Source organism: Bacillus thuringiensis (assembly GCF_001455345.1).
Classification (GTDB): Bacteria; Bacillota; Bacilli; order Bacillales; family Bacillaceae_G; genus Bacillus_A; species Bacillus_A thuringiensis_N.
The window spans coordinates 4,832,823-4,846,589 of sequence record NZ_CP013274.1; the positions used below are offsets into that span (position 1 = coordinate 4,832,823).

The window sequence follows — 13,767 nt, forward strand, 5'->3', positions numbered from 1 at the left end:
TCAATACCTCCATTAATCCTATATATACATTTTAAAAATTCCTAAAACGTTCATATTCTCATTTTATTCTCATTCTAATTTTATATCAAATAAAATGATATCGCAAACGACGAAAAAAAGTAACAATTTTTTCACAAATGTATATAAGTATTTCCTTCACATCTTTCTATGATACACCTTTCTTCTTATTTATATAAAGAAAAAAGGACTGGTAATTTCCCAGTCCTTTCCTTATATTTATTCACTTACCGGAAGTACAGCACCTTTATATTCTTTATTAATAAAATCTTGAATTTCTTTTGAATGCAGTACTTCTACTAGCTCTTTAATTTCTTTTTTCTTCTCGTCACCTTTACGAACTGCAATAATATTTGCATACGGTGAGTCTGATCCTTCAATCGCAATTGCATCCTTTGTTGGATTTAATTTTGCATCAATTGCATAGTTTGAATTAATAAATAAAGCATCTCCTTCATTATTTTCATATAGCTTCGGTGAAAGTCCAGGCTCAACATCTGTTTTAAACTTTAAGTTTTTCGGGTTTTCTACAACATCTTTTACTGTTGCTTTAACAACATCTACTCCGTCTTTTAATTTAATAACGCCGCCTTTTTGTAACAATGCTAGCATACGGCCACGCTCCGCTACGTTATTACTCATAATAACTGTCCCGCCATCTGGCAAGTCTTTTAAGCTTTTGTATTTCTTAGAATAAATGCCCATTGGCTCTAAATGGATTTTTCCTGCGTTTACAATTTTATATCCTTTTTCTTGAATTTCTTTATCTAAGTAAGGAATGTGCTGGAAGTAGTTCGCATCAATTTCCTTATCCGCTAGCGCTTTATTCGGCAACACATAATCTTGGAATTTTTTAATTTCTAATTTAATACCCTTTTTCTCTAATATCGGCTGAGCCTTTTCTAAAATAACAGCGTGCGGCACGTTAGAAGCTCCCACAACAAGCTTATTCTCCTCTTTCCCTCCGCAAGCAGCTAATGTAAATACAGACAGCGCTGTAACAACTGACAATAGAATCTTTTTCATATGATGTCCCCTTCTCCCGTATAATTATGTAGTTATAAAAAGGGCTGGCATACACCAGCCCTTCCGCAGCAATTATTCTTTTACAGGAACAACTGCCCCTTTATATTCTTTATTAATGAAGTCTTCAATCTCTTTAGAGTGCAATACTTCTACAAGAGCTTTAATTTCTTTCTTATCTTTATCGCCTTTACGAACAGCTACTACGTTTGCGTACGGTGAATCATTACTTTCAATTGCAATTGCATCTTTTTCTGGATTTAACTTCGCATCAATTGCATAGTTTGAGTTAATTAGAACAGCGTCGCCCTCTTTATTGTTATACACTTGTGGCAATAAACCAGGCTCGATATCCGTTTTGAATTTTAGATGCTTCGGATTATCCGCAATATCTTTTGTAGTCGCTTTAACTGGATCTAATCCGTCTTTAATTTTTAAAATGCCTTCTTTTTGTAAAATTGCTAAACCACGTCCATGGTCAGCAACTGAATTACTCATAATAATTGTCGCTCCGTCTGGAAGTTCTTTTAAGCTCTTATACTTTTGAGAGTACACACCAATTGGTTCTAAATGAATTTTCCCTGCTACTTCAAAGTCATATTTTTTATCTTTGATTTCTTTTTCTAAATACGGAATGTGCTGGAAGTAGTTTGCATCTAATTCCTTATCCGCTAACGATTTATTTGGTAATACGTAGTCTTGGAATTTTTTAATTTCTAACTCAATTCCTTTTTTCTCAAGTAACGGTTTTGCCTTTTCTAAAATTTCAGCGTGCGGTACGTTAGAAGCCCCAACAACAAGTTTCTTTTCATCTTTATCTTTCCCACCACAAGCAGCTAACCCAAAAATAGAAGTTGAAATAAGTGCTGTAAGTAATAATTTTTTCATTTGAAACATCCTCCCGTTTTTTATTATCGTTTATCTATTCGAATCGTTACACGATCACCAATCCATTGAATGAAAAATACAACTAGTAATACACAAATTGTCGCAACGATTGTTACGTCGTTATTTCCTCGTTGGAATCCTTCTAAATAAGCAAGTGTTCCAAGGCCACCAGCACCAACAACTCCCGCCATTGCTGTATAGCCTACTAAAGCAATTGTCGTAACCGTAATACCAGATACTAATGCTGGTAACGATTCTGGAATTAACACCTTCAAAATAATTGTGCTTGTTTTTGCTCCCATCGCTTTTGAAGCTTCAATTACACCTTTATCAATTTCACGAAGGGCGATTTCAACCATTCTCGCGTAAAACGGTGCCGCTCCAATAATTAAAGCTGGAAGTGCAGCACTCGCTCCAAGAATTGTTCCAAGCAGAATCTTTGTGAATGGGATTAATAAAATGATTAAAATAATGAACGGTATCGAGCGGAAAATGTTTACGAACGCTCCAATCGCCGTGTTAACCGCTTTGTTTTCCCATAAATTATCTTTCGCTGTCATAAAGAGTAACAATCCTAAAATGAGTCCTAAAACAAATGTGGCAAGAGCTGCGATTGCCGTCATATATAACGTTTCACCAGTTGCTTCTAACATTTGATTCCAATCAACGTTTGTGAGTAACTTATCCATGTGCAATCACCTCCAGCTCTACTTGATCTTGATGTATTCCCTCTATTGCTTGCTGAATCGCTGTTTCCTCACCATTTAAATGAACAACTAAACTACCGTAAGAACCATTATTCGTTTGTGCGATATTTCCTTGTAAAATGCTAACTTCTATATCACTGCGCTGCATTAATCTTTGAAGCACTGGTCTTTCTACAGCCTCACCGATAAACTGTAAACGAATTACTTTTCCATCTGGATACTTTTCAATTAAACTTTCAATCGTTTCATTTGTATCTTCAGAATCCGTTAACTGCTGTACAAATCGTTTCGTAATGTCTTTCTGTGGATTACGGAATACATTAAGTACTGGACCAGTTTCTACAATCTTTCCTTTCTCCATTACCGCAACACGATTACAGATTTTTCGAATCACGTGCATCTCGTGTGTAATGAGCACAATTGTTAAACCGAGACGCTTATTAATATCTAATAATAAATCTAAAATTTGATCTGTCGTTTCTGGATCAAGAGCTGACGTTGCTTCATCACATAAAAGTACTTGTGGGTTGTTAGCTAATGCTCTTGCAATCCCAACCCGTTGCTTTTGTCCTCCGCTTAGCTGGGATGGATACGCGTCTCCTCTTCCTTCTAATCCAACAAGGTGAATTAACTCGTCAACACGTTTTCTTCTCGCCGCCTTATCGACACCTGCAATTTCAAGTGGGAACTCGATATTTTCACGTACAGTTCGTGACCACAGTAAGTTGAAGTGTTGAAAAATCATTCCGATTTCTTGTCTTGCCTTACGAAGTTCGCTTCCTGTAATTGCTGAAATGACACGATTTGCAATTGTAATTTGGCCAGAAGTTGGTTTCTCTAGCTGATTGAATAATCTAATTAAAGAACTTTTTCCAGCGCCACTATATCCGATAACACCAAATATTTCACCTTTATCTATTTTTAAATTGGCATTATCTACAGCAGTGACATCACCGCTTTTTGCTTTATATATTTTCTTTACATTTTCTAATAGAATCATGGTGTATCACCCCTTTTTGTTTTGATCGACTCCGCAATTTTTTATTTTTAATGCGTGTAGTCCACCGTTCTCATTACTTTTATTATTTGAATGTCCTCCACATTCAAACAACAAAAAAACCTTTCCGCTTTAGAGAAGCAGAAAGGTTTATATGCGTATATAACAACATTATCCCTCTCTCTCATCTCTCAAAGCATTTGCTTTGCAGGAATTGGCACCATTTCAACATAAGTTGACGGTTGCCGGGCTTCACAGGGCACAGTCCCTCCACCTCTCTTGATAAGAGAAATCAGATTACATTTTCGTCTGATTTGTAATTTATGAAATTGTCTATATTTTATGAATTGAATTGTATCAATATCCATACACCATGTCAACAGAAATTTTCGCAAAAAATGAAACTTCAGAATTTTAAGCACCTACTGACATTGGTTTACATATATGAAACATCGATTCAACTAATAGCATCGTTCGATACGTTCCCGAATATTGCACACGTCCATCATTCATTAGCATTTGCAATCGTACATTGCCGTTCACCAATTGTTTTATATCTTCCTCATCTACACAAACAATTTGCTCTGTTCCTCTTTCCTCATGTAGCAGCTCTATATAATCTCTTGAAATTTGTAACGAACAACTTTCATCTCCAAAGCGGAAATTAACAGTTTTTTCTCCTTGTCTTAAAAGCGGCTCTAAATGATATTGACCATTAGCGTAATTTACAAATGATTGCAGCAAAGAATATAATTTCACCCTAAATCACATCCTTCATATCACTTTCTATTACACATACCATTCCCTTTCACTAAAGAGCAATCCTGTTACTTTCGCTCGACAAATACTGTAATCACCCTGCATCTCGACATATTTCCCAAGAAATATGTCGAGGCGGCAAAAACTTTGCCGCCTACTTTAATTCCGTATATAAATATTCAACCGAATGAAATGCATATATCTTCTTCATGAGTGTCCCATTTTCAAAAACAAGTAAACACGGTACACTTTCGATTCCATACTCTTTCGCTAAATGCGGAGCATAATTTAAATCTAACATCCCAATTTTTAGATCCTCAATTGTCATCTCAACAACCGTTAACATCTTTTTTGCTAATTGGCATGTTCCACACATTGGAGTATATACATATAACACTGTTTTTTCTTCATTCTCTATTAAGGCTGTAGCTTCGGCTCCTGTCCAGTCAATCACTTCTATCATTCCTTACCGTAAATATTCTGTATAAACGTCAATGTCAGCTCCCCATAATACATTTGCTAAGTGTGAAGATGGCGCAGTTGCCACTTCTCGGTACGAGCGATCAATATAAATATGCTCTGCTTGCGGAAATTCTTTTCGAAATTGTTTCCTTAACTTTTCTCCAGCATCATCAGCATCCACTAGCACATACACTTCCTTATCAAAAAACTGATCAACGAGCTCATCCATTTTCGACAAACCAATTGTACCATTTGTACAAACAATTTCCACCGGTTCCCGAATAATAGATTCAATCTTTCTTCTATCTGATGTACCTTCTACAATAATGACTTTTTCTACATAAATCATATGTCATCACCCGATCACCATATACTATACAACCTTTAACTTAGTATATAGTATATTCGTTATTTTCATGTTGTTTCCTGTTTATTTTTGCAAAAGAAAAGCAGAAGCGACTGTTTAGCCCTGTTGGCTAAGGTTCTTTCGCACAGAAGACGCTTTTTGTCTTCTCGTGCGGAAGGTTCTTAGACATGAAGGGCCAGGAGGTGGAGCTGGACAATGAAAAGCGCAAGCGGCTCGTTCAGAACAGGAGGGCATTGGAACTCCTGAGCTAGAGGCGCCTTTTGCCTCAAGTGAAGGAGTGAAATGACCGACTGTTCTAGCCGCTGGAGCTGGATCATAAAGAAAAGCGCAAGCGGCTCGTTCAGATTATGAGGGGATGGAGCTTCTGACGTAAAGGCGCTTTTTGCCTTGCAGGAAGAAGCGAAGCCACCGAACAATCTAGCCGCTGGAGATGGACAATGAAAAACGAAAAAGTTTTTTCCAAAAACGTTCTCCTACACGATAATTAGTATATGATTCTACGTTCATTATTTTACACAAAATAAAAAAAGGACAGCACAAAGGCTGTCCTTTAGTCGACTATAATTAGTCTTGGTTTGTCATTTCTGCATATTTTTCAGCAGTTAATAACTTTTCAACTTGGCTTGCATCAGAAAGTTCAACTTTAACCATCCATGCACCCTCGTATGGAGATTCGTTAACAAGTTCTGGTTGGTCACTTAATTCTTCGTTTACTGCTACAACTTTACCGCTTACAGGTGCGTATAACTCAGAAACTGTTTTAACAGATTCTACGCTTCCGAATGGCTCGTCAGCTTCGATTGTTGCACCTACTTCAGGAAGTTCAACGAATACGATATCGCCTAGCTCACCTTGTGCAAAGTGAGTAATACCGATAACAACTTCATTACCTTCAGTTTTTACCCATTCGTGTTCTTCAGAGTAACGTAAATTATTTGGAATGCTCATGACTGTACCTCCAGTGAATGTATTAATTATGTAAAAATACCTTATTGGTACTTTTTCCACACACTTTCAAACTGCTCTTCGTTAAAACCAAGTGTTACCTTCGTTCCATCTGTTACAATTGGACGTTTAATCAACATGCCATCAGATGCTAAAAGCTCGTACATTTCGTCTTCGCTTGCATCTTTCAACTTATCTTTCAGACCAAGTTCACGGTAACGCATTCCACTTGTATTAAAGAATTTTTTTAATGGTAATTCACTTTTTTCATGTAAATTACGTAAATCTTCTTTTGATGGTGGATTTTCAACAATATGAATCATCTCATATGCTACATCATTTGCCTCAAACCATTTCTTTGCTTTTTGACATGTGCCACACTTTGGATATGAATAAAATGTTACTGTCATAAATTCACCTACTTTTTTACTAACCTTTACCTTTATCATATAGAAAACGTTTTATTATTTCAAACGATTATTCGCTAAACTTTTACTTATTTCGTGATAATTTTTAATAATCCTGCAAATTTTTCTTATTTTTCCGCCATTTGTTAAGAAAAAAATAAATATATAATTTTTTTAGATTCTTTCCCAATTCCTCGCCGAACATATATCTTAAACAAACGTTTGATTCATTCCCTATTTTTCTTTGTTCACCCTTGAGCTGCAATAATTTCTCCCTAGCGAACATATACCTTAAACAAACGTTTGATTAAATTCCTATTTTCCCTTGTTCACCCTTGAGCTGCATCAATTTCTTCCTACCGAACATACATCTTAAACAAACGTTTATTTAACCGTTTCAGCCTATATTCACAAAACCTGGCAACACTTTGAATGACAAATTACAGATAAAAGGGACTAATAATTTTGACCGTAGTAGTGAGCCCGTAAGAAAGTTATTAAACCTATCATCAATAAAGCGAAAGTAACTGCTCCTAAGAATATGAAATTCAAATTATTGACTGAAATATAAAAAGACGCATTTAAATTGATGCGTCTTTTGGAGATGTTTCTTTTGTAAAATCATATAAAGCAATTGCGCCTAAAATAACCAATATACTTTCAGGGGCATCTAACAAAATAGTTCTCCAAGTTTCTGATATTACCCATTTAATACCTGCCGCTGATTCAAGATATGCTTGAAAATAACTGATTGTAAAATCAATTACAAATAAACATACAAGTAATGTTAGACCAAATCGAATTAATTTCTTGTTTTTAAACATGTAACACCTCTCAAAATTCATTGGATATTTCTGTTTTCAGTTCTTTATATACAAAAATCCCTATATTTAATTTTAACATACAAAATATCCAAATAAATACAATATGCATATTTGCATATTTCATGAATATTGAGGAATTACTGTTAATAAAAAATCTCTACTAGTGTAGGAGAAAATAGCTTTAGCAATCCCAACAAGTAATCGCATAAATAACGGAATCATTTGAACCACTATATAACCGATTCCTGGATGCGCTTCATTAAAACTTTATAATTAAATCCGCAATAGCTGATAAAAAATTATAAATCGTTATCATTACAGCAGCGAATACATCTCGCATACGTTGTAAAGCCTTCGTGAGCTTCTCAATCATATTGTTATATGTGCTTCTGCATAAAAAAACAAGAAGCCTCGTTCACAGGCTCCTTCATCATCTATTCAAATAATCGGCAATTGTTTGAAATACGACGATATACATATTATGAATACTTTCTTCAGTATTTCCACCATTCGATAAACCAACTGCCCATTGTTGTCCTTCACCACTTCCGATATTTGCAAACCCTTGCGTATACATAGCATTTACATCTTTTCGGGCACTGTTATACTCTATCCCTTTTGTAATAAACGTGGAATATGATTTATCTTGTAAACCGATAAAAAACACTGGTTTCTTTAGTGATGAAAATACATGTTTATATTGCTCTGTTGAGGCTTCTTGAAAGTGATCTTTCATTATTAGAAAACCGTCCACTTCCTTAGATTTCTTTTCCAGTTCCTCTAACTTTATTTCCTCAAACTTTATATTCCTAAACGTATCTTTCGGTTTATCTCCAACAACTCCAATTACGAGTGCTCTTCCGTTATATTCTAATTTCTCTCCTTCTTTATCATTTGCACACCCAGCACCGACTAGGCATATCAATATAAAAACTAAGAAATACGATAAACGCTTCATTTAGCACCCTCCCCTTCTTTTCAGTCAAGTGACAAAAACGTAAGGTGAATTCAAGAAAATGTAAGCAAAATCGATAGCCCAAATTACGTTTCTATATTATAATCAATTGAATTTACTTACATTACTAAACATAGGAGATTATTATGAAGAAATTTAAACTTTCATCTTTTCTTCCGTTAAGTTATATACTTCTACTCGTACTCGTAAGTCCCCTTTACGATGTATTAAATAAATCGGCTGTTCACGCAGTAGATGTCACAACTGTAGTAGATGATTGGATTCCATTTGTGAAAGCATTTATTATTCCTTATTTACTTTGGTTTCCTTACTTATACGGCGCACTTATTTATTACTGCTTTGCAGATCGAAAGCAATATTATGTCACTTTAAGTAGTGTCATTCTTGGAAAACTTGCTTGTTTTTCTATTTATTATTTTTGGCAGACAACTGTACCACGTCCAACAGTCGTTGGATCAGACGTATTTTCCGAACTAGTCCGCTATATTTATAGTATCGATCAACCGGTCAACTGTTTCCCTAGCATTCACGTTCTTACTACATTTGTCATTATGCTAGCTGCCTTTAAACGTAGAGAACAACATGCTTTTGAATATTACATTCTTACCTTCTTCGGTACGCTTATTATTTTATCAACGCTATTTACGAAGCAACACGCATTTGTAGACGCCATTTCTGGAATGACGCTTGCAAGCATACTTTACTTCGGCGTTCAGCTGTTATTAGCAAAAGAAACGGTACGTGTTCCAGTAAAACAAAATCATAAAATGTAACCATAACAAAAAGCAGACTGTGGCTTCTACAGTCTGCTTTTATCTATTATTAAGGAGATTTTCAATTTAAGATTGCGGTACAGTCATATCACCAGAGTGAATACGGCCTGCTTTTTTAAGAGCAATGTAAAGTATATAAGAAACAGCTACTGGAATGATGATATAAGTGATTACCATCGCTGGGACAACTTCCCATCCTTCGCTAGAAATTAAATTAATTGGTGCGATAAGAGAACTTAATCCAAGACCTGCAATTTCTTTTCCTGCTTCCAGTTGGAAAATTAATGCTGATACTGGACCAACTATAGCACTGGCGACGACAGTTGGGACGAGAATCATTGGGTTTTTAGTGATATTCGGCAACTGTACTTTCGGAGTACAAAGTGCTTGAGCTAATATGCCGCCTAAATTGTTTTCTTTCGCTGAGATAACAGAGAATCCGATAAACTGAGCAACGCAGCCCGCAAGAGCAGCACCACCTGCAACACCGTCTAAGCTAAGTGCAATCGCTAACGCAGCTGATGAAGCTGGAGAGATAAGTAATAATCCCCAAACGACCGCAATAACGATAGAAGCGATGAACGGGCTACCAGCTGAGCTATCTTTAATAAATGCTCCAACTGTATTTAAAACAGGAGTAATATTATGAGATAACCAAATACCGACTAAACCAGAACCTAATATTGCCGCAAATGGAACGAGCATCATATCTAACGCAGTTTTTCCGCTTAAACGTTTACCAATATATACAGCTAAAGTCGCTGTTAATAATGCACCGATTGGCTCACCTGTTTTAATAATTAGACCTGCTTCAGTAATTGAAATGGATCCGGCACCAATTGCTCCAGCTACCATAGCCGAGAAGATTACAAGACCGTTTGCACCGAGCATAAAGGCAATTCCAGCACCAATGGCTGGTGCCATAAGTGATTTTGCAACAACTCCGATTGTAATAAGCAACGGAATATCAACAATTCTTCCTATATTTTCGATTAGTAAACCAATTCCGAGGGATACGAAAATACCTTGTGCAATTCCAGCTGATGCTTTAAATACACGAGACATTATATATTCCTTCATTTGTTTCACCTTCTCCTATAAGTTAGTAACCAATTGTTTTCATATAATCACGTAAAATATCGTTTGATTTTGCGAATCGAGATTCTTCATCCTCTGTTAAATTTAGCTCTACAATTTCTCTTATACCATCTCTAGTAATAATAGCTGGTACTCCTGTACAAATATCATATTCACCATACTCACCATCTAAAATAGCTGATACAGCAATGACACGATGATCATCGTTAAAGATTGAGTTTGCAATATATGCTAGAGAGTTTCCGATTCCGTAATAAGTAGTACCTTTTCGTTTATAAATTTCCCATCCGGCTTTTGCAGTCTTCTCAACGATTTCATCTAAATCTATTTCACCAAATCGTTCTTTTTGTTCTTCTAAGATTTGCAGAATTGGTTTTCCACCAACAGTTACGTGTGACCAAGCAACCATTTGAGAATCACCATGTTCCCCTAATGAATACCCGTGAATACTACGAGGATCTACATGTAACATTTCAGATAAAATTGTTTTTAAGCGAGAAGAATCTAGTGATGTACCAGTACCGATTACACGATTTCTAGGTAATCCAGATAATTTCCACACTTCATATGTAATAATATCAACTGGGTTCGATGCAAGTAAGAAAATACCATCAAATCCGCTTGCCATTACGCCACCAACAACACTTTCCATAATCTTCGCACTCGCTCCTAAAGTATCTAAGCGACTTTGCCCTGGTTTTGGTGCTGGTCCTGCTGTAATAATAACGATGTCCATATCTTTGCAGTCTTCATAGCTTCCTGCATATACTTTTGTTCTTGTATTTGTAAAGTTAATGCAATGTGATAAATCCATTGCTTCCCCAACTGCACGTTCATGATTTATATCAATTAATAATAGCTCTTCACAAATGCCTTGATTAACAATGGAATATGCACAACTTGATCCAACTAATCCAGTACCGATAATTGCAATTTTTCTTGTATGTCTTTTCATAGCAATCTCTCCTAATTGATCATATAATCTATTTCTTTTGCTCTTTACACCCCTAATTATAGAGATTTCCACGATAGAAACCATGGATACTTTGTGAAATATTGAACAAAGTTTTTGTCCTTTTTGTGAATTGTTATATTCCATTTTCGTCATATTTGTTACAACTGGAAAAATATTTATTATGTATTTATTGACATATACAAAAAGAAAACGAGCGAATAAATTCGCTCGTTTTCTTTTTCCTGTTATTCCGCACTTAATTGGCTTTTTAATTGTTGTACAATCATCGGATTTGCAGGTGCTGCCGGTTTGTAATAACTCTTTTGCTTTGCGTACTCATACATATTACGTTGGCGCATTTCATCTTGATTACGAATTTGGATTAACGTTTGGTGTAACTGTTCATTATCAGACTGAGCAATATAATTTGCATAACTTGTTAAACTTGCATTTAATCCTGCTAAATAATCATTTACCATATCTTTTTCATTCATTTTCCGTTTCCTCCTATCCTAGGAAAGTCATTAATTGCTGTTTCGTATTTCGTGCATCTTGCGCATCCTTTTGTAGCATTTGTTTCAGTTGTGGATCTGTACACGTCTGTGCATACTGCTCCAACTTGTTAATAATTGTTGCGTGTCCACCAATTAAATGACGTAAGTTTTCTACTTCAAGCTCTGTTAAGTTTTGCATAGAATACTCCTACCTTTCTTTATTCATTCACTGTTAGTATTTAGCTATTTTTTGATTGTATACATGAATTAACTTTTTCACGTGCATACAAAATAAAAGATGAATAGCTAAGCCATTCATCTTTTATACTGGTTATGTATTCATTTTTATAGAGATACGATCATACTTAAACTCACAAGTAAGTTCCATACAATGTGTAAAATAATACTAGGTATAATAGATTGCGTCTTTTGGTATAACATTGCAAATACCATTCCCATAATCGTTGCCGTAATGAGAAGACCTCCATGAAGAATTCCAAAAATGAAGGAAGAAATAATGATACTAACTAAAAAATTATATTTCTTTTCTAAAAATCGATATAAAATACCTCGAAATAGAATTTCTTCTTTAACCGGCGTAATGATAGCAATACTTAACACATATATAATACTTTGTATGCTATTTTGAAGTCCTAAACCTCCTAATTGTTCCTTTTGTTCTGCTGCACTTTCAAAACTAAACACATGTAACATTAAATATTGTGATAACGCAATGAAAATAAAACCAATGAATAGATATAAATATGTCTTCCCACTCTTCAAAACGGATATATCCCAAATAGATTTAATAAAATGAAAAACCGGTTTATAAGCTAATAAAACGATAGCAACAACAGCTGCATCGAATAAGAGTAAATAATATCCTTCTAATTTAGTACTTAATGCTTCTTCTCCATAAATCCCAAAGGCTAAACCAAGAAATAATCCTCCTAGGAGTGAAATCCCTATAATCATTGCTATCATTACAAATAGATTTTTATATGTTATATTCTCGATTTTTCTTTCCACACTATACGCTTCTAACACTGTTTTACTCACAGTATCCCTCCAGTTATTCTCATTTATCTCAATAAAATCCTTTAATTTAAATATAAAGATAATATAACAAATTTTACAAAAAGAATAATATGCAATTTTACATATTATGAAAACTTTATATTTTATAGTTTTAGGAATAGAATTGCTATGCAATAATTATTATATGAAATTTCAAAAAAGACTTCCTATCCACCATAACCCTCGCATCATATAAAACTTATTAGTTAAAGGAGCAATAAACATGAAAACACATAACTTCCTTACAGAAATCCAGAAGGGCTCTGAGCCTAGTCCCTATCAAGATCCTATTGCATTTATTTTCGTTTGCCTTTCCTTAGCCATATACACATTTTTCAAACCTGCAAAATAATATCATTTAATGAGAAAAAGACTACCATTCTTTTGGAATCATATGCACTAAAAAACCTTAGAAATGCTTCTAAGGTTTTTGTTTGCCTCGCTTCTTATTCATGTAATCCTTTAATAAACGTTTCCAATAATACATGTAAACTTGTATCCAGATCTAACGGCAAACCAAATCCGCCTTGCTGTTCAATCGACGCAAATCCATGACAAATACTTCTGAATCCACGTGTCGCATGAAGTGCATTCTCTCCTTCTAAGCCGTACTGTTGTAAAACCTGAAGACAAAGCTTTACAATTCCGTCACCTGCTTTTCTTACTTCTTCATCTCTTAAAAAGGTTGCTTCATATAGTCCAGGATGTTTGCGTACGAATGCTACATACGCTTCTCCTAATGCATGAATTGCTTCATCCATACGTTTATCCTCGGCTGCTTCTTCTAGCTTGTTATGCAGCTGTTGTATTCCGTAAATACCAAGATTTTTCCGTACATCTTGTAACCCTTTTACATGATTATATAGTGAGGGAGAACGTATCCCTAACCTTTGCGCTAATGAAGCTAACGTTACTTCTTGTATTCCATTTGCATCTGCAATTTCTGCCGCTATTTCTACAATTTTCGGTAATGTAAGTCCGATTCTCGGTGACATCA

Annotated in this window: 19 protein-coding genes, 1 pseudogene and 1 riboswitch; of the genes and pseudogenes, 1 reads left to right on the plus strand and 19 read right to left on the minus strand. The window is 35.1% G+C overall.

The window, feature by feature from the left end; translation table 11 throughout:
• Positions 1-237: 237 nt before the first annotated feature.
• The 13 genes and pseudogenes from metQ (ATN06_RS25475) to ATN06_RS25530 all read right to left on the minus strand — a co-directional run bounded on the left by metQ (ATN06_RS25475) (position 238) and on the right by ATN06_RS25530 (position 8,355).
• Entirely contained in the window at positions 238-1,044 is an 807-nt protein-coding gene (metQ, locus tag ATN06_RS25475) for a methionine ABC transporter substrate-binding lipoprotein MetQ (protein ID WP_000722401.1), read from the minus strand.
• 72 nt (positions 1,045-1,116) lie between these two features.
• Complete coding sequence (gene metQ, locus ATN06_RS25480; protein ID WP_060632766.1) at positions 1,117-1,929, minus strand: methionine ABC transporter substrate-binding lipoprotein MetQ; 813 nt, start codon at positions 1,927-1,929, stop codon at positions 1,117-1,119.
• 23 nt (positions 1,930-1,952) lie between these two features.
• Positions 1,953-2,618, minus strand: coding sequence for a methionine ABC transporter permease (locus tag ATN06_RS25485; RefSeq protein ID WP_060632767.1), 666 nt, complete (start codon positions 2,616-2,618; stop codon positions 1,953-1,955).
• Positions 2,611-3,636 carry a methionine ABC transporter ATP-binding protein gene (locus tag ATN06_RS25490; protein WP_060632768.1) on the minus strand — a complete coding sequence of 342 codons (1,026 nt, stop codon included), beginning with the start codon at positions 3,634-3,636 and terminating at the stop codon, positions 2,611-2,613. The genes ATN06_RS25485 and ATN06_RS25490 overlap by 8 nt, the downstream gene beginning before the upstream one ends.
• Before the next feature lie 178 nt (positions 3,637-3,814).
• Positions 3,815-3,922, minus strand: a riboswitch (SAM riboswitch).
• Between the two features lie 125 nt (positions 3,923-4,047).
• Complete coding sequence (locus ATN06_RS25495) at positions 4,048-4,392, minus strand: hypothetical protein (protein WP_060632769.1); 345 nt, start codon at positions 4,390-4,392, stop codon at positions 4,048-4,050.
• A gap of 154 nt (positions 4,393-4,546) precedes the next feature.
• Positions 4,547-4,855: a thioredoxin family protein gene (locus ATN06_RS25500; RefSeq protein ID WP_002008881.1), complete on the minus strand. Its 309-nt coding sequence runs from the start codon at positions 4,853-4,855 to the stop codon at positions 4,547-4,549.
• 3 nt (positions 4,856-4,858) lie between these two features.
• A complete protein-coding gene (locus ATN06_RS25505) occupies positions 4,859-5,203 on the minus strand; it encodes a toprim domain-containing protein (RefSeq protein ID WP_000640869.1) in 345 nt (114 codons plus the stop codon).
• A 582-nt stretch (positions 5,204-5,785) separates the two neighbouring features.
• Positions 5,786-6,169, minus strand: a complete 384-nt coding sequence (gene gcvH, locus ATN06_RS25510; protein WP_000026896.1) for a glycine cleavage system protein GcvH — start codon at positions 6,167-6,169, stop codon at positions 5,786-5,788.
• Between the two features lie 41 nt (positions 6,170-6,210).
• Positions 6,211-6,576: an arsenate reductase family protein gene (locus tag ATN06_RS25515; protein WP_000218967.1), complete on the minus strand. Its 366-nt coding sequence runs from the start codon at positions 6,574-6,576 to the stop codon at positions 6,211-6,213.
• A gap of 578 nt (positions 6,577-7,154) precedes the next feature.
• Positions 7,155-7,397, minus strand: a complete 243-nt coding sequence (locus ATN06_RS25520) for a DUF3937 family protein (RefSeq protein WP_000475828.1) — start codon at positions 7,395-7,397, stop codon at positions 7,155-7,157.
• Between the two features lie 120 nt (positions 7,398-7,517).
• A pseudogene (locus ATN06_RS29730) lies at positions 7,518-7,643 on the minus strand (quinol oxidase); the annotation flags it as partial.
• Positions 7,644-7,656: 13 nt separating this feature from the next.
• Entirely contained in the window at positions 7,657-7,770 is a 114-nt protein-coding gene (locus ATN06_RS25525) for a hypothetical protein (protein ID WP_060632770.1), read from the minus strand.
• Between the two features lie 57 nt (positions 7,771-7,827).
• Positions 7,828-8,355 (minus strand): hypothetical protein, encoded by a 528-nt coding sequence (locus ATN06_RS25530; RefSeq protein WP_060632771.1) that lies wholly within the window; start codon positions 8,353-8,355, stop codon positions 7,828-7,830.
• Between the two features lie 143 nt (positions 8,356-8,498).
• Between ATN06_RS25530 and ATN06_RS25535 the strand changes: the two genes are divergently transcribed.
• Complete coding sequence (locus tag ATN06_RS25535; protein ID WP_000713749.1) at positions 8,499-9,146, plus strand: phosphatase PAP2 family protein; 648 nt, start codon at positions 8,499-8,501, stop codon at positions 9,144-9,146.
• Between the two features lie 66 nt (positions 9,147-9,212).
• Here ATN06_RS25535 and ATN06_RS25540 read toward each other — a convergent pair whose 3' ends face one another.
• The 6 genes from ATN06_RS25540 to ATN06_RS25565 form a co-directional block, all read right to left on the minus strand.
• Positions 9,213-10,226, minus strand: a complete 1,014-nt coding sequence (locus tag ATN06_RS25540; RefSeq protein ID WP_000666176.1) for a PTS sugar transporter subunit IIC — start codon at positions 10,224-10,226, stop codon at positions 9,213-9,215.
• Between the two features lie 22 nt (positions 10,227-10,248).
• A complete protein-coding gene (locus tag ATN06_RS25545; protein ID WP_060632772.1) occupies positions 10,249-11,199 on the minus strand; it encodes an L-lactate dehydrogenase in 951 nt (316 codons plus the stop codon).
• A gap of 245 nt (positions 11,200-11,444) precedes the next feature.
• Positions 11,445-11,693, minus strand: a complete 249-nt coding sequence (locus tag ATN06_RS25550) for a spore coat protein (protein ID WP_001002987.1) — start codon at positions 11,691-11,693, stop codon at positions 11,445-11,447.
• A gap of 13 nt (positions 11,694-11,706) precedes the next feature.
• Entirely contained in the window at positions 11,707-11,892 is a 186-nt protein-coding gene (locus ATN06_RS25555) for a hypothetical protein (protein WP_001180555.1), read from the minus strand.
• A 146-nt stretch (positions 11,893-12,038) separates the two neighbouring features.
• On the minus strand, positions 12,039-12,752 hold the full coding sequence (locus ATN06_RS25560; RefSeq protein WP_060632773.1) for a CPBP family intramembrane glutamic endopeptidase: 714 nt from the start codon (positions 12,750-12,752) through the stop codon (positions 12,039-12,041).
• A 464-nt stretch (positions 12,753-13,216) separates the two neighbouring features.
• Positions 13,217-13,765, minus strand: a complete 549-nt coding sequence (locus ATN06_RS25565; protein ID WP_060632774.1) for a TetR/AcrR family transcriptional regulator — start codon at positions 13,763-13,765, stop codon at positions 13,217-13,219.
• Between the last annotated feature and the right edge of the window lie 2 nt (positions 13,766-13,767).